Here is an 18845-nt window from a genome sequence, read left to right as displayed (position 1 = left end):
CAAAGGGTGCATTAGCACGGTACCACCTAGTAATTTGCTACAGTTAACGCCTGCCAGACGATTGATAATACGTCACTCAAATGAATTACTTACCTGATCTCAGCATCCAGGTTCTCTGTAGAGCAATTTTTAATTTGATTCGAATATAGTTATAAGTTAGTCAAAACTGCCTCAAATGTCAAGTATATTAATGTTTTGAAAGTGATTTCAATAAATAATTTGTTAAATAACAAACCACTATTATTATAGGAAATATTTCAATCGGCAAAAGCAATAATAATAATCCAGCTACTACCCCTGGTTGTCTCATGATATAGGTCAAACTGGCAGCAATGGTTGCTGAAACTAAAATTGCTGGTGTAAATGGCAGTATGGCCGATAAGGCAAATCCAATCGCAGCACTTGAAAAAATAGCTGGAAAGATCATTCCGCCACGCCAACCTAAAGAAAAACAAAAATTAGTTATAAAGGCCTTGCCTAATCCTATAAAAATCAAGAACCATGCTGATTGTGATACTGCTTCTTTGGAAAAAGAAAGTAATTGTATCTCCCCAGAAAACAAAAAATACGGAGAAATCACTCCAGCAATACCAATAATCAAACCACCAATGATTGCCCACAAGACGGTTTTTCGATTATTTTCAGTAATTCTATTGCTCAACTGTCCCAAAAAATTAAATAATTTACCAAACATTGCTCCTACTATAATTGCTAGAGGAATCAAAGCAAATCCCTGCCAAGTCCAGTTGATGTTATCTCTAAAGTGAATACCGAAACTGCTTTCGTGTGGAAATAGTTTATTTACCAAAAAGAATCCAATCACACCAGATATGGTCGTAACAGTATAGACAAATATTTTTCTTCCTTTTACTATGAAATCACGGGTCGGCTTGTCAAAAGCTCTACCAATACCTGCAAATGGTGCATAGAACACTGTCGACAAAATTGCACCAATTCCCATATCAACTAGTTCTTCTCGGCGCTCTAGACTCATCTTCATTCGATCTCCCACCCAGTTGATCATCCCACCAAGTATTCCTGATAGGGAGGCTTCCGGTCCAATACTACCTCCAAAGGCTAATACCGGAATTGCATGAAAAAAATTCTTACGCACTTCATTAGTATATTTAATTTTTCCAGTGGTTTTGTATTCTCCCAAAACTTGTGCCATCGTCTTAGGATAATTACCGTTTTTTCTTTGAAGAAAACCAATAATCAAACCACCAATACTACAAATAATCAGTGGATAGAGAATCGTTGAAATATGAAAAACAACTGGAATCTTTTTCCAGATTAGATCTATCAAAAAATTAACTAAAATCAAATAAGCTCCAGCTGTGACCCCAGTCAAAAATCCTAGTAATATACTATTTAAAAGAAATATTGCCCTAAATTTTTTCAAAATATACTCCATTATTTCTAATTTCTAATGATGATTATCACATTAACGAACATTATTGCTTAAAAATGTCAATTTTCTGTGAATTTTTCATTTTCTATCTTTTAAGTTTTACTTTTTTTCAGTAAGATATACATATATGATAATCATTATAGCGACAACAAAGGAATCCTTTAAATGAAAAAGATAATTACTTTTTTAATTAAAAATAAGTTATTTGTTGCCATTGTTTTTTTAATTGCCTTATCGAGTTGGTCAACAGTAGCTTTGGCAAACGCAAATGCGATTGTTGTCGAGTCTAATTCAGTCAACGTGCGTGTTGGACCGGGATTATCCTATTCCAATATGGGTCAAGTAAAAAAAGGCGACAAACTAGCTATATTAGCCGAAAAAAATAAATGGTATCAAGTACGTCTTTCTGGAGATAAAATTGGCTGGGTCGCCAGCTGGTTAATTGATAATACCGAAGTTAGTTCTGCAACTAATAAAGTTGGTATCGTCAAAGTTCCTAATACGACCGTCTTCAAAAACGACGATGCAAACAGCGATGTTCTCGGTACGATCGAGCAATCTCAAAAGGTAACTGTCATGTACCAAGAACAAGAATGGTCTCAGATACTTTACAAAGGCACTGCCGGTTGGGTCAAAAGTCAATTCATTCAAGGTACCGATGAAACTTCTGGTTCAAGCAATAGTTCCAGTTCAAGAGATAGCGACATCAAGACCGTGACAGTAACTCAATCTAATACTAAGTTACGTATTGAGCCAAACAATTCTAGTCGTGTCATTAAGACAGTGAATGTCGGTAAGAAGTTCGACTATCTTGGCAAGAGTGGCAAATGGTATAAAGTCAGAGACAGCGATGGATCAGTCGGTTACATTGCCAGCTGGGTCGTAACGATTTCTGGTACTAAGAGTGCTATTAAATCAGCTGCCACAAATATCTCCGAAGCAACGATCGTTATCGATCCTGGTCACGGTGGTGATGACGTCGGTGCCGAGTCGAAGAAGAAAACTTACGAGAAGAACTTCACTCTAGCCTACGCCAAAGCTATCAAAGCTGACCTCGAAAAAACTGGTGCTAGAGTTGTTCTAACTCGTTCAGGTGATGATACAAAGACACTCGGTGAAAGAGCTCGTCTATCAAGTAAAATTGAAGCTGATGCATATATCAGTCTTCACTTCGATTCCACTGGACAAGAAAACGCCGGTACAGGTGTAACCACGTACTATTACAACAAAAATAAAGATGGCAAACTATCAACTGATATCAACGATCAGCTGAAGAAACTAGCAATAAATAATCGTGGTACACAACAAAAAGATCTTTACGTATTACATTACAACAGTCAACCATCGATCTTGATCGAGTTAGGATACATCAACTCCACATCAGATTATGGATACATCAATTCATCATCATACAAATCACAAGTAGCACAAGCCGTAACTAATGGCTTAAAAGAATATTTCAAATAGAACCAAAAAAAGTGATCATGAGAACAAATCTCATGATCACTTTTTGCTTGCTACAATACTTGATCGATCTCCTGCAAATTTTTGATCTGATGATCAACATCAAAGTCGATTTTCTGATCGCTCAACAAAACTGTTTTTGCGTTAGCAGCCTTACCGAAGTCAATATCGATCTTACGATCACCGACTACCCAAATATCTCGAGGATCTAACGAATATTTCTCAATCAAATAATCTAGCATTTCTGAATCCGGCTTACGAATATGACCATCTTCGGCACTGACCATTTCTTTGAAGTAATCAGCGATCCCTAATCGTTTAGCAACTTCAAAAATAGACGTATCACGGTGTGTCACAATGAATTGTTGATATCCTTGAATTTTACAATATTCCAAGGCTATTTTGGCATGTGGCATTAATTTGATCTGATCATGATATGTCTGTTCATGCAGCTTGTAGGACTTATAAAAAGTTTTAACTTTTTCATCATCACCATCTAACAGATCACCGGCCAATTTACGGACAGACGTTTTTAATGCTTCTTTATAAATCGAATCTTTTGAAATATCTATATCAAAGTTTTCCTTCAGGGATCTTTGAGTTGCCATAACTATACCAGGATAGCTATTAGCCAAGGTTCCATCAAAATCCCAAACAATACTTTTCATATACTTATCGCTCCATTATTATCGTCACAGGGCCGTCATTGGTCAATGATACTTGCATATCGGCGCCAAATTCACCCGTTGCAACGTTTATATCGTAATTCCTTAATGCGTCATTAAATTGATCATACTTAGCACTAGAAGTCTTAAAATCACCAGCTCCAGTGAAACTAGGACGATTCCCCTTCTTAGTATCAGCATACAGAGTAAATTGAGATATAGACAAAATTTCTCCATCAATATCTTTAATTGATAAATTCATTTTATCATCCGCATCAGAAAATACTCGCATATTAGCAATTTTACGAGCCATGTATTCAATTGTTTCATCGTTATCTTCATCAGCAAAAGCGACTAACAAACAAAATCCTTGATCGATTTGACCAAGGATTTTGTTATCGACACTAACCTTTGCTTCAGAGACACGCTGGATAACTACTTTCATATTATTCAACCGTCCTTTTAATTTCATAAACATCTGGTACGTTCTTTAATTTAGAAATAATTTGATCCAAATGCTCCTTATTATTAACACCAACACTAACATGGACGACCGCCATCTTTTCTTTATCAAGACGTCCGTTCACATTGATCAGAGAATTAGTATTCGAGTTAATAACTTGTAATAATTCATTCAACAAACCATTTCTGTTAAATGCATAAATATCTAGTTCAGCTGTGTAACGTTTATCACGTGTAACATTATTCCAACTAACTTCAATAAAGCGTTTCTTGGCTTCCTCACTTTGAACATTTGGACAATCCGCACGATGGATCGTCAACCCACGTCCCTTAGTGATATATCCGACAATATCGTCGCCAGGAATTGGATTACAACATTTAGCTAAGCGAATGAGAAGATTATCGATGCCTTGAACCGAGATACTTGTATTAGCGTTAGCCTGTTCTTTTTTAAGCTTCGTATTTTCTGGACTAGGTTTCGGAGCATTTTCATGTGTCTCCGTAATTACATTTTCTTCTAGCTCTTTCTTCTCGGCTTTTTTCTTATTTTCAGGATCTTCATTGACTAACTTATGGATGACGTTAATTGGTGATAATTCGCCATAACCAACCGAGTTGTATAGTTCTTCAGGGTCAGTAAAGTTAAAAATCTTCATCGCCAATTCGATATGTTTCTTATCCAAATATTTTTTACCTGAAAGTGAACGATTTTTTAGTTCAGTTTCAAGTAATTCTCGACCGATTTGAATATTCTCTTGACGATCTTTGATTCTGAAATAACGCTTGATCTTATTACGTGCACGTGAGGTGTAAACCATTTGAATCCAATCACGACTAGGTGTGGAATTCTCATTCGTTAGCATCTCAACAATATCACCATTCTTTAGTTGGTAATTGAGTGGAACCATTCTGCCATTAACTTTGGCACCAACTGAATGACTACCGACCTCGGTATGAACTTGATAGGCAAAGTCTAGCGGTATCGAGCCTTTTGGTAATTCTCGTACCTCTCCTTGCGGAGTAAAAATATAAACCCTGTCGTTGAAGATCTCACCTTTAACCGACTTCATAAAATCAGCCGCATTGTCAGAATTCTCTTGCAACTCAAGAATTTCACGGAAGACATCGATCTTCTGTTCATTCTCATCCAGATGAACCCCTTCAAAGTTACCTTCTTTGTATGCCCAGTGAGCGGCAACACCATATTCAGCTATCTGATGCATTTTGAAAGTACGAATCTGAACCTCTAGTGGTTGTCCACCAGGGCCAATAATTGTCGTATGAAGTGATTGATAACCATTAGCTTTAGGAACGGCAATGTAGTCCTTAAAACGTCCTGGAATTGGTTTCCACTTTGAGTGAATCGATCCCAAAACAGCATAACAATCCTTGACAGAATCAACCACGATCCTAATAGCTAATAAATCATATAATTCGGAGAACTGCTTATGCTTGTCACGCATTTTCTTATAAATAGAATAAATATGTTTTGGACGACCATAAATATCGTATTTGATACCTAAAGCATCGACACTAGTCTTGATATAATCAATTGCTTCAGCGATATAGGCCTCACGCTGATCACGTTTACTGTTCATCAAATGAACAATACGATAGTACTGTTGCGGATTGATATAGTGTAGTGACAGATCCTCTAGTTCCCATTTGATCTTGCTGATACCTAATCTATCGGCTAAGGGAGCATAGATTTCCAAAGTCTCATTAGCAATACGTCTTTGTTTATCTGGACGCAATGCCTTCAAGGTGCGCATATTATGTAACCTGTCAGCCAGCTTGACCATGATGACACGTAAGTCCTTAGCAGTCGCTAAAAGCATCTTACGATGATTCTCAGCTAATAATTCTTGATGAGAATGATATTTATATTTACTGATCTTGGTTACACCGTCAACAATCGTCGACACTTGACTGCCGAATAACTCTTCGACATCGCCGAGAGTAACGTTAGTATCCTCAACGACATCGTGCAAATATCCCGCAGCAACAGTGTAAGGGTCCATGTGTAATGAAGCCAAAATTTGTGCAACTTGAGTAGGGTGAATAATATATGGTTCACCAGTTGCTCTTTTTTGTTCCTTATGAACATATGCGGCAAAATTATAAGCTTTATTGACGAATTCGACGTGATCCTCATTCATATATTCACGGCAAATATCGAGAACTTGATCAGGAGTATAATCTTCGTTTTTTTTCATTTCCGTTCACCCCTTCGATTACAATAAAAAGCACTCTGTTCGAAGCGAGTGCTTTTCTTTACGTATTATTATGCTTTCTTTGGTTATAAAAAACAATCAATTTTCATTATCAAAAAGAAAATATATCAAAATACTCAAAACTAGGTAAATTCCCGATAAGAAATAGCCATATCGTCCGTATTTTACGAAAACACTAATGACAAATATTACCGGAAAAATCACCATGTTAAAGAATGATAAATGATACTTCCTTGTAAACCAACCAATAAAGCCCGCAAATAAAATATTTATCACAAAGAACAACCAAATGATTCGGTTAGTACGTCCTAGATGAAATAGATTAAATAATATTGGCATGATAAAAACTAAAATAATAGATATAAGTGCGATGTAAGTTGATTTAGATTTCTCAACTTTATTCCAAAGATTCTTCAATTTTCATTCCTCATTTTGAATTAAGTTCATAATTATATGATAGCACTGATAGGAAGTACATAGGTGCAGTTTCAGCACGCATTATTCTTGATCCCAAACCGATAGAAACAAAATCATTTTCTTGTAAGTTTGTCACTTCTTCAGGTGAAAATCCACCTTCCGGGCCAAATAAGCAGATTATTGACTTTGGCATTTTGGATAATGACTGTGCTAAGATACTCGTTTCACCCTCCTTAGCGGATTCTTCGTAAGCAATCAGCTTGAGTTCTTCAGTCGCATTATCTAATTCACTGATATTTTTTAAATAAGTAATTTCAGGAATTAGACGGCGCTTTGATTGTTGTGCGGCATTCTTAGCGATTTCTTGTAATCTAGTCATTTTCTTATCTACAACATTAGATTTCCAATGCATAATTGAATATTGAGAATTAAAGAAAATAATTCTTTTGGCACCTAATTCGGTGGCTTTTTGTGTGATCCATTCAATTTTGTCTTTTTTTGACAAAGAACAAGCAATTGTCACATCTACTGGCAATTCCGTCGATGGTTTGTCACTCTTAGCGACATCGAATTGAATAAATTTATTATCAGTATCGATTTTATCGATCGTTGAATGATATAAATCATTATTATTATCTACTAAGTAGATCACATCACCACTCTTATGGCGAAGGACTGTAGCTAAATGTTTATATAATTCTTTATCAGAGATTCTTAATGATTGTCCCTGAATTGTTTGATTAACGAAGTATTGCTCCATTTTGTTCCTCGATATCTTTTGTTCTCTTACAAATCATAGTGGACCAACCCTTTAGGTGAAGAACCTCGATTGCTGAAAATCCTTGTTCTTTCATCAGGTCAGTAACTAGTTTTTCCTTTTCATTAATAATACCAGATAAAATGACAAATCCCTTACTATTTAAATGAGATTCAATATCGGGGATGAATTGTTCCAAAACGTCTACCAAAATATTAGCAACAATAACGTCTACTTTGCCGTCCACACCATCTAGCAACGAATTCTCATAGACCTCGATATCCTCACAACCAGGATTCAATTTAATATTTTCCTTTGCGGCTGTGACTGCTTCAGGCGCCAAATCAAATGCCTTGATATTCTTTACACCTAATTGACGAGCTTGAATTGACAGAATGCCAGATCCAGTACCAACGTCATACAATGATTCAGCGTTGCCCAGAATCATTTCCAATGCTTGCATACACGAAAATGTCGTTGGATGTGTCCCTGTACCGAATGACTTACCCGGATCCATGACAATAATATGTTCATCCTTATTCTCAGGTTGGTAGTCGACCCAGTTAGGCACAACCGTTAAATAGTGACTGATGTGTACCGGATGATAATATTGCTTCCATTCATTTTCCCATGAGCTCTCATCAACAGAACTTTCTTCTATCTCAACACCATCAATATTGAATCCATATTCTGGTAGTTTATTGATTTCTGTTTGTAATTCATTGACCAACTCTGGTTTATAAGTTTTTTCATCAAAATAAGAATTAATTCTCGTCTTAACGTTATCATTATCGTCGTCAACAATTTCAGTTCCTTGTGCGCCTATTTTCATAAATGTATCTGAAATTATTTCTTCGTTTATAGTGTCTGGGAACAACACACTAATCTTTTTCCAAATCATAATTTGCCTCCATCTCAATATCTTTAAGATTACTAGAAAATGGTAATAAAAAAAAGACGTTTATCACGTCTTAACCAATATATGAATGAACTTCGTTCATAAAATCAACTTCACGGTCCCGAATTACCGCTCTTGCTTTGGCTACCTGCGGCTTGTTTATAACATTATTTTTATAATCTAAGTAGTTTAAGGCATCGATCAAAGCCACAAAATAATTATTTAAACTTTCATATAATTTAGAACCCTCTAAATGATACTTCTTAACATATGAATTGCCCAATTTGATGAATCTTTTAATATTATAGATATAATTGTCGGCTAGTCGTGAATAGTTTTCATATGTCAGAGCTTCGCCTCTTTCAATTAAATTCATGGTTTTGAAATACTCCACGAAAACATCACGATATGTCAAAAATCTTTCTACAAATACATTTGTTTCTAATACATGAGTCCTCTCTGCGCTAATGAAATTCATAATCACTTCACCTCAATATTTATTTTTTTATAATATACCATAAATTATAAATTATGCAAAGCATAAATTTAAACTTATGGTTGGATAATAAAAAAAGAATACTACTTGAAATAGTATTCTGGATGGTTGGTGCTATTGCCGCTGACGATGGTCAACAATTCCATCTGCCGTCGGACCGGTTTCAAACTTCGTTTTCAACCTCGCTGGGAAGCCTGTGGTCTTCCCAGTCGTCCAGTGTTCTAAGCGATAAATCGCTAAGAACACTATTACGGCGGATTCCATTGTTAACCATCGTCAGCTAGATTTGTATTACTTCTAAGTTGGACTCTCCTTATAATGTAACAGTTATCAATCACCGGATATTAATTTTTATATTCCATAGACCAAAATAGCACGTAAAAACAGATAAGAAAAATAAATACTAATATCTACTTTACATGCTAATTTTGTAAATAATCAATTTAGCTGGAGGTCAGCAGTAATGGAATCAGTGGAAAAAGTGGTGTTAATGTGGTGATTTTCCACATTTACAGCACTGGATGTCTTTCTTGATTTGCACGATTTATGCAAAGCAGGAAAGCAAGATTTGAGACCGCTTTTTGGCTCAAATCGGTCCTGCCACAGATAGAATTACTGCTGACCGGAAGCGGAATCGGAATCAAAACCAGAATCAAAACCGAAATAAAAAAACTCTAATCCTTTTTAGACTCATCATCTTTAATATGAGTAGCAGGTTGTCTCAAAGATTCATTATTTTTAAACAATCTTTGTGCTTCTGATAATTTTTCTGGACTTTTTTTGATTTCTTGTGATATTTTACTGAAATCATTATTAGCAGGGTCATTAGTTTGCTTACGTCTGAAAAAACTCATGATCATCGCTCCTTCTATTGCAATGTTAACTATTATATAACAAGTGTTAAATATTTTAACTTAAAAATTTTCAAAAAACACGTTTATTTGGCGGTTCGGCTCACTTTAAAAATTAGCTTAGTTTGTTATGATAGTAAGAGTAAGAATTTGCAATTAAGGTGATAATAATGGGAAAAAAGAAAAAAATACAAAAAACATTAGTCGAGAAAATTCTCGATAAGGAAAAAGTCGCATATGAACCAATGACCTTCCCCACTCAGATGGAAGGCGACACACAAGAGTTGGTCAATGATGGCAGTGAAAAAGATGGATATAAAATCTATAAGACACTAGTTCTAACTGGCAATAAGACTGGTCCTATTGTCGGTATGGTTGCACTGGATAAGCATATCAGCTACAAGATGCTTGCTAAATTATCTGGCAACAAAAAGGTCGGCATGGTTCCATTGAAAGATCTAGTTAAAACTAGTGGTTTCGAACATGGCGCTAATAGTCCTGTCGGTATCCATTCTCTTCACAACTACCCTATCTACTTCGATACTGAAGCCGATGAAGCTGAAAAAATCATTGTCTCTGCTGGTAAAATCGGTCAATCTATCTTAGTTGAACCTCATGATCTAGCAAAAGCGGTCAATGCTAAATTTGGTACATTTGCGGTTGAAGAACCCGAAGCATAAAAAATAGGACTGAAGCCGAGACGCTTCAGTCCTTTATTTTTTCTATAATTAAGCAGCTTGTTTAAGGTTTGCGATAGCTTTTTCGATGGTTGTACCATTACCAAAGTGATTGCTATTATTAACGTCAACTGCTGTGAATAATTGATTGTCTAAATCTAGTAGAATTCTATATTTCATATTATTCACGCCTCCTTTGTTGTTCCGTATATCTAAGAGGTAGCGATAGACGTTACTATACTAGCATGATTATCAATAGTCAACCTTTTTTTCTTAATTCTTGACAATACATAATATAAGTAAGATTATATAGACACAAATTAAAAAAGGAGAATTTAATTGGCCGATACATTCTTGAATGTTTTAAAATGGATTCTAATCATTGTGGTTGTTGGCTTCTTTATCGTTCACGTTGCTATTCCACTTATCATAATTGCTGCGATTGCCGGTGGTATTTACTACCTATACCGTAGACATAAGGCAAACCAATACACACCTGAGGGTCGTAAAAAAGTAAACTAACAATACAAAAGCTGGTCAATCTTAAATGATTGCCAGCTTTTTAATTACTCTTGTATGTATGGAACTCCAGCTTGATCAGCAGCTAAACGATCCATTCCTTCATTAATGGAATCTTCGGCATCATTGATATAAGTTGCTTCAAAATCACTAACATCACCGTTTATTTCACCAGCTAAATCTAATTGTTCGATCATTGGACGAATCATAGCAATATATGATTCTGAATCTTTTTCAGTATAGTCACCCATTCCCATGAAATAAAATTGACCAACCATCAAAAACGCATCCATTAGATCAAATTTATAACTGCTATCAGGATCATCATAACTAACCCAAGGATAACGATCAGACAATTTCTCAAGAATTTCGATCAGATCCAAGAATGAATCATAAGCATTTACGTGTGCCTTTTTGTATGAATCATATTCTTCTTTAACCGCATCCTCTTCATTCTCAGATTGGAAAAGAATTGCTTGTTCTAAAGTAATCGCACTAATGCTCTTCTTTGTAATATTACTGTTGAATCTAGCTAATTCATAGCTCAAATCATAAATTATTTGCGTACAGTCATCTGAGATGGATTGATATGAAGATAATTCTGCGCGATCTTCGAAATCATCGACCAAATTCAATTCAGTTTGCACTGCCACTTGAATCTTCTCGACCCATTCAATCAAACTACCGTAACTATTCGCAAAATGCATCGAGTTTGTCATTAAATAATCTTCAAAAGTAATATTCTTATTGTCGTCCATGTGTCTTCTCCTTAGGATCTTTTTTGTCTGATGTAAATGATATTACAATTAATAGTAAACCAGCTCCAGCTGCAGACCACAAATAATTTGTCGTGAACCAGTGGAAAATAAATCCTAATACAGCAACAACTAACAGAAATATACCTAAATACCTGTCAATTTTCATCAATAAATTCAATATTTAATCCTCTTTTTTTACCATTTTGCTCATAGAAATACTAAAATAGAACTGTTGAACTATTTAGTATTATACATAAAAAGTTATCGGAGGACTAGACATGGAAAAATCTGAAAGACTAGAGATTTTAGATGATCTGATTAAATTAAGAACCGTAAATGGAAACGAAAAAGTTGTTGCAGATTACCTCAAAGAACTATTCGACAAACACAATATCAAAACTGAATTGGTTAAATACGACGAAGATCGTTATAACCTCATTGCTTCAATCAATAAGGGAGACGGTCCAATCCTTGGTTTCACTGGACATGAAGATGTCGTTGCACCTGTTGACGAAAGTAAATGGAACTACGATTCATCCTTCAAGCCAAAGCATATTGACGGTAAAATATTCGGACGTGGAACTTCTGATATGAAAGGTGGACTGGCTGGAATGGCCATTGCCATCATCGAACTTAATGAAGATGATTCCTTCAAGGGCAACATCAAGTTCATCGCCACTGTTGGTGAAGAAATCGGTGAATTTGGTGCTAAGCAACTATCAGACGCTGGCTACGCCAATGATCTCAAAGCATTGGTTGTAGGTGAACCTAGCAACTCCACTTCAAAATTGGTAACTGACAAGTTGGCCGCAAGTGGATTAATCAGAATCACTCAACCAAACCCAACAGAATATGGCCGCCATTCAATCTTTTGCGCACACAAAGGTTCTGTCACCTATCAAGTTATCTCACATGGTAAAGCCGCTCACAGTTCAATGCCTGAAGTGGGAATCAATGCCCTCGATAATTTGGTTTCTTACTATAATAAACAAAATGAATATTTCGAAAAACTAAAGAGTGCCGATGATGATGTTCTTGGAAAAACAAAACCATCAGTTACTATTTTCAAATCTGGCGATCAAGAGAATACCATCCCCGACTACGCCGAATTAACCGTCAAAATCAGAACGATTCCCGAATACAATAACGACCAAATCATCGATGATCTCAATAAATTAGTCGATGAAATGAACGCCGCCGATCCAAAGATGAATCTTGAGCTAAATATCGAAAGCAGCAATTGGCCTGTCAAGACTGATCTCAACTCAGAATTCTTACAAATGGCACGTGATGCTTATAAAGAAGTCTGGATGCAAGATGCTGTAGCCGTTGGCGCACCAGGTGGTACAGATGCTTCCCAATTTGTTGAAGCCAACCATGATCTTGAAGTAATCGTTGCTGGTCCTGGTAACGAAAGTGCTCATCAAATAAACGAATTTGTTTTTGAGGATGATTACTTGAAGTTTATCGATATTTACAAATTGATTGCTGAAAAATTTTTTGCATAATAGCAATTTTATCTTCAAAAAAAGACAGCCACTTAAGCTACTTAATCAATTAAATAGCTTAACGCTGTCTTTTTTTAGTTATACAGTTAATTCGATTTGGTTGCCTTCAGGATCACAAACAACACTTTCATAATATCCGTCGCCAGTAGTTCTAGGACCACTCAAATGACGATATCCACCAGCTTCGATTCTTGAAGTTAGATCATCGACTGCTTCTTTAGAACCCAGAGAAAATGCCAAGTGCATGTATCCCAACGGAAATCCATTTGTACGATGAAGGTTCAGATCATCCCTACTACATACTTCAATTCTTGCACCATCTGGAAATGTCAAAAATCTAGATGAAAAAGTCGAAACTGGATTATGATATTTTTCAGATGACTTAGCCTCAAAATATGTTTCGTAAAATTTTACTGTCTTTTCAATGTCTTTAACAAATAAACCTACGTGATCGATTTTCATAAAATGCCCCCTACAACTTCCTGTATTTATATTTATTTATATAGGAAGTTTTTTGATTCTTTCTCAAAATGATATCTCCAAAATTACTATGATTAACAGCATCCGGCAATGTCTGTAATTCCATTGCTAGGCTACCATATTCATTCGGTATCACCTGACCAGTCGGATCGGCCGTAAAAATGACTAATCCGTTCCTGTCAGAGTAAAAATCAACTGCACGTTTATCCGATTTAAATGTAGCAACTCTATCACCATATGTAACAAAGGTATCATCGAATTCCAGTTTATCATTTTGTGATTTTAGTTTGCATAAAGCGTCTTGGATCTTTTGCCCTTTTCTAAAATCAAACGCATTATTCACTGAAGCAAAAGAACCAGTAGGAACCTTTTCATCATCGACTTCCAAATAATTATCAGAAGATATTTGTAATTCATCTTTCATGATCGATGATTCACCTAAGGTAAAGTAAACATGACAAGTAGGATTAAATAATGTGTCAGCATCACTGACAGCAGTGTACTTAATCGCAACTTCATCTTCATCACTTAACGAATAAGTGATCAACAAGTCAATATTGCCCGGAAAATCATCGTCACTAGCCTTAACTATCAGAGATAGTGAAACTGAATTGTTCGTTTCATCCACGGAGCCAATAAAATTCTTAGTTTGAATTCCATTATCACCACCGTGCATCAAGTTGGTTTGATTATTCGGTGCAAGCTGATAAGTATGACCATTGATCATAAATCTAGCTTTACCTATTCGACCGGCAACACGCCCAACTGTCTTGCCTACTTGAAACGGAGTATCAATATAGCTCTGTAAATCATCAAAATGCGAAATCAAAGAATGATATTTACCATCTTCATATACTTCAAAATTTTGCCAAGTCGCTGCATATGTCAAAACACTGATCCGAGTTTTATTAGCATTCTCAATCGTGTATTTATAGACATCCTCACCATTAACTTGACCAAATTTAGTTTTAGTTACTGGCATCCCCAACACTCCAAATTTAGCTCATTTCTACTTTATCCATAGCTTTTTTAATGTTATCTAATGTAACTTGTGATGTATCGGTAAAGTTAATATCTGCTTCATGTAATATTTCAGGATCACCGATACCGACTGAAGTCTCACCAGCTCCATTGATCGATTTAACGCCCGCTGAAGCATCTTCCAGTCCGATGCACTCTTCTGGTTTCAAACCAAGAACTTCAGCACCACGAGCGAAGATCTCTGGATCTGGTTTGCCGTGTTTCAAAGTAGCTGGATCAATACGGTTCTTAAAGTATTGAGCTAATCCTAATTGTTCAAGCACCAGAGGTGAATTCTTAGATGCTGAAGCAAGTGATAACTTATAATCATGTTCCTCAAGACTAGCAATAAAATCGGCCATGCCTGGTAAAATGGCACTTTTATCCATATCTTTTAAAAGATTTAAATAATTAGTATTCTTTTCAGCAGCATATTTTTCTTTTTCTTCTAATGTATAATCATTCTCTTTGCCGCCAGCTTTAAGAATTAGTTCAAGTGAATCCATACGGCTGACACCCTTCAGATCATTAGCTAATTGTTCTGTCCATGTTACACCTAATTCATCGGCTAATTGATGCCATGCCTTGCCATGATAAACTGATGTATCAGCGATTACCCCATCTAAATCGAATACGAAACCTTTGATTTGTTCAAATTTAACCATCATATACACTCCCATTTTATAAAAAAAGGCTAAGACAAATAATATGTCTCAGCCCTCAATTATTTTTTTCATTACTAATTAAGCGTGACAGGTTTATTATCAACTTCGATTTCAAGTGGATCACCTGAAATAAGTTTGATGTCAGAACCATTTTTATCGACGCTTACTTCGATAACTCGGCCTCTGAAGACTTGTCTAAATGAATAACTGTCCCATTTCTTTGGCAAGAATGGCTTATAGCTGAGGACGCCATCAGAATGAACTCTCATTCCAGCGAATCCTTGCACTATTGCCAACCAGCCACCAGTCATTGCGGTAACATGCAATCCGTCAGCGGTATCATTATTATAGTTATCTAAGTCTAGTCTAGCGGTTCTTTCGTATAATTCAACCGCTTTATCTTCATAATGTAGATCGGCTGCTAGTACAGAATGAATTGCAGGTGAAAGACTTGACTCATGAACTGTTAATGGTTCATAGAAATCAAAGTTAGCCTTCTTCTGTTCTGGTGTGAAATCTTCAATGAAATCCCAGATACCTTGAAGGACATCACCCTGCTTGATATAAGGCGAACGTAGGATCTTGTCCCATGACCAGTGTTGATTGATCGGTAATTGATCCTTTGGAATTGAACTAACTGGCTCTAGATCTTTATCCAAGAAACCATCATGTTGCACAAAGATATTCAATCCTTTATCAAATGGCATGTACATTTTGTCTACAATGTCTTGCCACTTAGCTTTTTCAGCATCTGTCACATTAAGCTTCTTGGCTTGATCCGCTGAAACTTCCTTGAGGATCTTCAAGGTATATTCTAGCGTCCATCTAGCTAACAAATTAGTATCCCAGTTGTTATCAACATTGTTCTCATATTCATCTGGACCTGTAACACCATGGATCATGTATTGGTTGTTACGTTTACTGAAGTGTACTCGATCTGCCCAAAAACGACTGATCTCTGTTAGGATCTCACTACCTTGGTGCAGAACAAAGTCCTTATCACCGGTATATCGAGTGTAATTATAAATTGCAAAAGCAATGTCACCATTACGATGGATCTCTTCGAAAGTGATCTCCCACTCATTGTGACATTCAATCCCGTTGAACGTTACCATTGGGAACAGTGCGCCCTTGAGACCTTGTTGTTGAGCATTGACATAGGCACCGTCTAGTTGCTTATATCGATACATCAACAAGTTACGTGTTACTTCTGGCTTAGTGATTCCTAGATAAACTGGAACGCAGAAGGCTTCGGTATCCCAATAAGTGGCCCCACCATATTTCTCACCAGTGAATCCTTTGGGTCCAATATTCAAGCGAGCATCTTCACCATAATATGTTGTGAACAATCCAAAGAGATTAAAACGCATCCCTTGTTGTGATTCGTCGTCACCTTGGATTTTGACATCAGACTTATTCCAACGTTCTGCCCAAATATTTTGGTGTGAAGTCAAAAGTTCATCATACGACTGTGTAGTCACATCGTTAGCTAACTTGCTCATAGCATCGGTCAACTCTTCAGTTGAATCGTAATCACGAGAAGTTACTACGATGACACGTTTTTCGAGGATCGCTACCTCATCTGATTCTAGATTGATCTTGAACGTCTCGCTAGTTTCTGAATCAGTAACGGTTGAATCGACTTTTTCCATCACTGTAACGTGACACATTTCCATACCAGATGTGAATCTCGGTGTTCCAAAGTTATTCGGCTTTGTTTCTGCGACTAAGCTGTTCTCATCAATATCTAGAACATTCCAAAAATGTTCATCATAGTTAGAATCTTCATTAACGACATTAGAATCCAAAGCCGAAATGGCTTTGATCTCGACGCTCTTATCTGATAAGTTCTTAAAACTGACTTTTTGAACAGATAGTTCCTTTTGAGCAACACTTAAGAATCTCTCAAATTTGAACTCAACTTTTGCTTCGCCTTTCGTGACGATGAAGGATCTAGTTAAAACTGCATTTTTCATATTTAAATCTAACTTGAAATCACTAATTTGATCAGTATTTAAGTCAAGCTTTGAACCATTGATCAAAAAATTGATTTTTATGAAGTTAACTGCATTGATGACTTTACCAAAATACTTTGGATAGCCATTCTTCCACCAACCAACACGTGTCTTGTCTGGATACCAAACTCCAGCAAGATACGTTCCTGGAAGGCTGTCGCCACTGTAGTCTTCTTCAAAGTTGCCACGCATCCCCATATAGCCATTACCAAGACTAGTCATACTCTCTTGTAGACGTCTGTCATCTTTGTCTAGCTTGTGCGTGATGATATTCCAGGGATCAACTTCAAATATCCGCTTCATTCAATTACGCCTCCTAAAAATAAAAAAGGTAATTAGGTAAACAAAATACCCAATTACCTTTTTAAAATCCTCTAAAGAATTGTTTCTTCTGTATCATCATCGAAGTAATGAGCTTTTGTCATTTCAATAGCCATTTTTACTTCTGCACCTGGTTCGTGATAGTCACGTGAATTTACCTTTGCGATAAAGTCTGTATTTCCCAGTTTTGAGTAGAGCATTGACTCTGCACCCAATAGTTCGGAAACTTCAACTTTGGCATTGATAATTGCATCAGGGAAAGTTTGAATAGCAATCTCTTCAGCATGAATATCTTCTGGACGAATACCAAATGTTAGTTTCTTACCTTCATAGCCCTTGTCTCTCAAGATCTTATATTGACCTTCAGGGACAACCATGTTGATACCTTCATCATTAGTGATCTTGCCATCTGCTAGTGTTACATCGAAGAAGTTCATAGCAGGTGAACCAATGAATCCAGCAACGAATTTGTTCTCAGGTTTGTTGTATAGATCAGCTGGTGAACCAACTTGTTGAATCTTACCATCACTCATGATGACAATACGATCAGCCATAGTCATAGCTTCAACTTGATCATGGGTAACGTAGATAAAATTACGACCTAATCTTTGATGCAATTGAGCAATTTCAGTACGCATCTGAACTCTCAACTTGGCATCCAAGTTTGATAGTGGTTCATCAAGCAAGAATAACTTAGCATCACGAACGATAGCACGTCCTAAGGCAACACGCTGTCTTTGACCACCAGAGAGGGCACCCGGTTTACGCTTAAGATAATCTGTTAAGCCTAGGATCTTAGCAGCGTTCTCAACACGCTTCTTCGTATCAGCTTTGTCGTTTTTACGAATGTTCAGTCCAAAGGCCATGTTGTCAAAGACGGTCATATGAGGATACAGAGCGTAGTTCTGAAAAACCATAGCGATATCACGATCTTTAGGGGCAACTTTATTCATTACCTTGCCATCCATCTTGAAATCACCGTCAGTAATATCCTCCAAACCAGCTATCATACGCAATGTGGTGGATTTACCACATCCGGAAGGTCCAACGAAGACAATAAACTCACCATCTTTAATGTCTAGGTTGAAATCACTAACTGAATAGTCAGTATTGCCTTGATAGCGTTTATAAATGTGATCTAAATTAATTTCTACCATTTTTAACGCTCCTTTTATTTTTTTGACTTCCAGTTAACTAACGAGCTAACTCATTAATCAATCTAGATGT

At 36.4% G+C, this 18845-nt stretch carries 21 protein-coding genes; 4 read left to right on the top strand and 17 right to left on the bottom strand.

Features of this window, described 5'->3' with window-relative positions:
* Positions 1-187: 187 nt before the first annotated feature.
* Positions 188-1402: a chloride channel protein gene (locus U8519_RS01910; protein ID WP_334328637.1), complete on the bottom strand. Its 1215-nt coding sequence runs from the start codon at positions 1400-1402 to the stop codon at positions 188-190.
* Positions 1403-1576: 174 nt separating this feature from the next.
* Between U8519_RS01910 and U8519_RS01905 the strand changes: the two genes are divergently transcribed.
* On the top strand, positions 1577-2878 hold the full coding sequence (locus tag U8519_RS01905; protein ID WP_334328636.1) for an N-acetylmuramoyl-L-alanine amidase: 1302 nt from the start codon (positions 1577-1579) through the stop codon (positions 2876-2878).
* 50 nt (positions 2879-2928) lie between these two features.
* On the opposite strand, the gene U8519_RS01900 is transcribed toward U8519_RS01905, so the two are convergent.
* The 8 genes from U8519_RS01900 to U8519_RS01865 form a co-directional block, all read right to left on the bottom strand.
* On the bottom strand, positions 2929-3543 hold the full coding sequence (locus U8519_RS01900; RefSeq protein WP_334328635.1) for an HAD-IA family hydrolase: 615 nt from the start codon (positions 3541-3543) through the stop codon (positions 2929-2931).
* Between the two features lie 4 nt (positions 3544-3547).
* Positions 3548-3985 carry a D-aminoacyl-tRNA deacylase gene (gene dtd / locus U8519_RS01895; protein WP_334328634.1) on the bottom strand — a complete coding sequence of 146 codons (438 nt, stop codon included), beginning with the start codon at positions 3983-3985 and terminating at the stop codon, positions 3548-3550.
* Between the two features lies 1 nt (position 3986).
* Entirely contained in the window at positions 3987-6218 is a 2232-nt protein-coding gene (locus U8519_RS01890; protein WP_334328633.1) for a RelA/SpoT family protein, read from the bottom strand.
* A 445-nt stretch (positions 6219-6663) separates the two neighbouring features.
* On the bottom strand, positions 6664-7413 hold the full coding sequence (locus tag U8519_RS01885) for an RsmE family RNA methyltransferase (protein WP_334328632.1): 750 nt from the start codon (positions 7411-7413) through the stop codon (positions 6664-6666).
* Positions 7394-8311: a 50S ribosomal protein L11 methyltransferase gene (prmA, locus tag U8519_RS01880; protein ID WP_334328631.1), complete on the bottom strand. Its 918-nt coding sequence runs from the start codon at positions 8309-8311 to the stop codon at positions 7394-7396. Before prmA ends, U8519_RS01885 begins: the two co-directional genes overlap by 20 nt.
* A gap of 70 nt (positions 8312-8381) precedes the next feature.
* Complete coding sequence (locus tag U8519_RS01875) at positions 8382-8786, bottom strand: hypothetical protein (RefSeq protein WP_334328630.1); 405 nt, start codon at positions 8784-8786, stop codon at positions 8382-8384.
* Between the two features lie 132 nt (positions 8787-8918).
* A complete protein-coding gene (locus U8519_RS01870; RefSeq protein WP_334328629.1) occupies positions 8919-9068 on the bottom strand; it encodes a hypothetical protein in 150 nt (49 codons plus the stop codon).
* Positions 9069-9478: 410 nt separating this feature from the next.
* Positions 9479-9658 carry a hypothetical protein gene (locus U8519_RS01865; protein ID WP_334328628.1) on the bottom strand — a complete coding sequence of 60 codons (180 nt, stop codon included), beginning with the start codon at positions 9656-9658 and terminating at the stop codon, positions 9479-9481.
* Positions 9659-9825: 167 nt separating this feature from the next.
* Here U8519_RS01865 and U8519_RS01860 point away from each other — a divergent pair, with 167 nt between their 5' ends.
* Positions 9826-10335: a YbaK/EbsC family protein gene (locus tag U8519_RS01860; RefSeq protein WP_334328627.1), complete on the top strand. Its 510-nt coding sequence runs from the start codon at positions 9826-9828 to the stop codon at positions 10333-10335.
* 48 nt (positions 10336-10383) lie between these two features.
* Here the strand turns inward: U8519_RS01860 and U8519_RS01855 are convergent, their stop codons facing one another.
* The gene (locus U8519_RS01855) at positions 10384-10512 is read right to left on the bottom strand and encodes a hypothetical protein (RefSeq protein ID WP_263853641.1); all 129 of its coding nucleotides are present in this window, start codon (positions 10510-10512) and stop codon (positions 10384-10386) included.
* Between the two features lie 159 nt (positions 10513-10671).
* Here U8519_RS01855 and U8519_RS01850 point away from each other — a divergent pair, with 159 nt between their 5' ends.
* Entirely contained in the window at positions 10672-10854 is a 183-nt protein-coding gene (locus U8519_RS01850) for a hypothetical protein (protein ID WP_334328626.1), read from the top strand.
* A 44-nt stretch (positions 10855-10898) separates the two neighbouring features.
* On the opposite strand, the gene U8519_RS01845 is transcribed toward U8519_RS01850, so the two are convergent.
* Complete coding sequence (locus U8519_RS01845) at positions 10899-11609, bottom strand: hypothetical protein (RefSeq protein ID WP_334328625.1); 711 nt, start codon at positions 11607-11609, stop codon at positions 10899-10901.
* Entirely contained in the window at positions 11596-11787 is a 192-nt protein-coding gene (locus U8519_RS01840) for a hypothetical protein (protein ID WP_334328624.1), read from the bottom strand. Before U8519_RS01840 ends, U8519_RS01845 begins: the two co-directional genes overlap by 14 nt.
* 100 nt (positions 11788-11887) lie before the next feature.
* Here U8519_RS01840 and U8519_RS01835 point away from each other — a divergent pair, with 100 nt between their 5' ends.
* Complete coding sequence (locus U8519_RS01835) at positions 11888-13117, top strand: M20/M25/M40 family metallo-hydrolase (protein ID WP_334328623.1); 1230 nt, start codon at positions 11888-11890, stop codon at positions 13115-13117.
* Between the two features lie 78 nt (positions 13118-13195).
* Here U8519_RS01835 and U8519_RS01830 read toward each other — a convergent pair whose 3' ends face one another.
* From U8519_RS01830 to U8519_RS01810, 5 genes are all read right to left on the bottom strand, one after another.
* Positions 13196-13579 carry a VOC family protein gene (locus U8519_RS01830; RefSeq protein ID WP_334328622.1) on the bottom strand — a complete coding sequence of 128 codons (384 nt, stop codon included), beginning with the start codon at positions 13577-13579 and terminating at the stop codon, positions 13196-13198.
* A 10-nt stretch (positions 13580-13589) separates the two neighbouring features.
* Entirely contained in the window at positions 13590-14579 is a 990-nt protein-coding gene (locus U8519_RS01825) for an aldose epimerase family protein (protein ID WP_334328621.1), read from the bottom strand.
* Positions 14580-14595: 16 nt separating this feature from the next.
* Positions 14596-15282: a beta-phosphoglucomutase gene (gene pgmB, locus U8519_RS01820; protein WP_334328963.1), complete on the bottom strand. Its 687-nt coding sequence runs from the start codon at positions 15280-15282 to the stop codon at positions 14596-14598.
* 74 nt (positions 15283-15356) lie between these two features.
* Positions 15357-17600 carry a glycoside hydrolase family 65 protein gene (locus U8519_RS01815; protein ID WP_334328620.1) on the bottom strand — a complete coding sequence of 748 codons (2244 nt, stop codon included), beginning with the start codon at positions 17598-17600 and terminating at the stop codon, positions 15357-15359.
* Positions 17601-17671: 71 nt separating this feature from the next.
* A complete protein-coding gene (locus U8519_RS01810; RefSeq protein ID WP_334328619.1) occupies positions 17672-18775 on the bottom strand; it encodes an ABC transporter ATP-binding protein in 1104 nt (367 codons plus the stop codon).
* Between the last annotated feature and the right edge of the window lie 70 nt (positions 18776-18845).

This window comes from Companilactobacillus sp. HBUAS59699 (assembly GCF_036913575.1).
In the GTDB taxonomy this organism is placed as follows: domain Bacteria; phylum Bacillota; class Bacilli; order Lactobacillales; family Lactobacillaceae; genus Companilactobacillus.
This window is presented reverse-complemented; position numbering and strand designations above follow the sequence as displayed.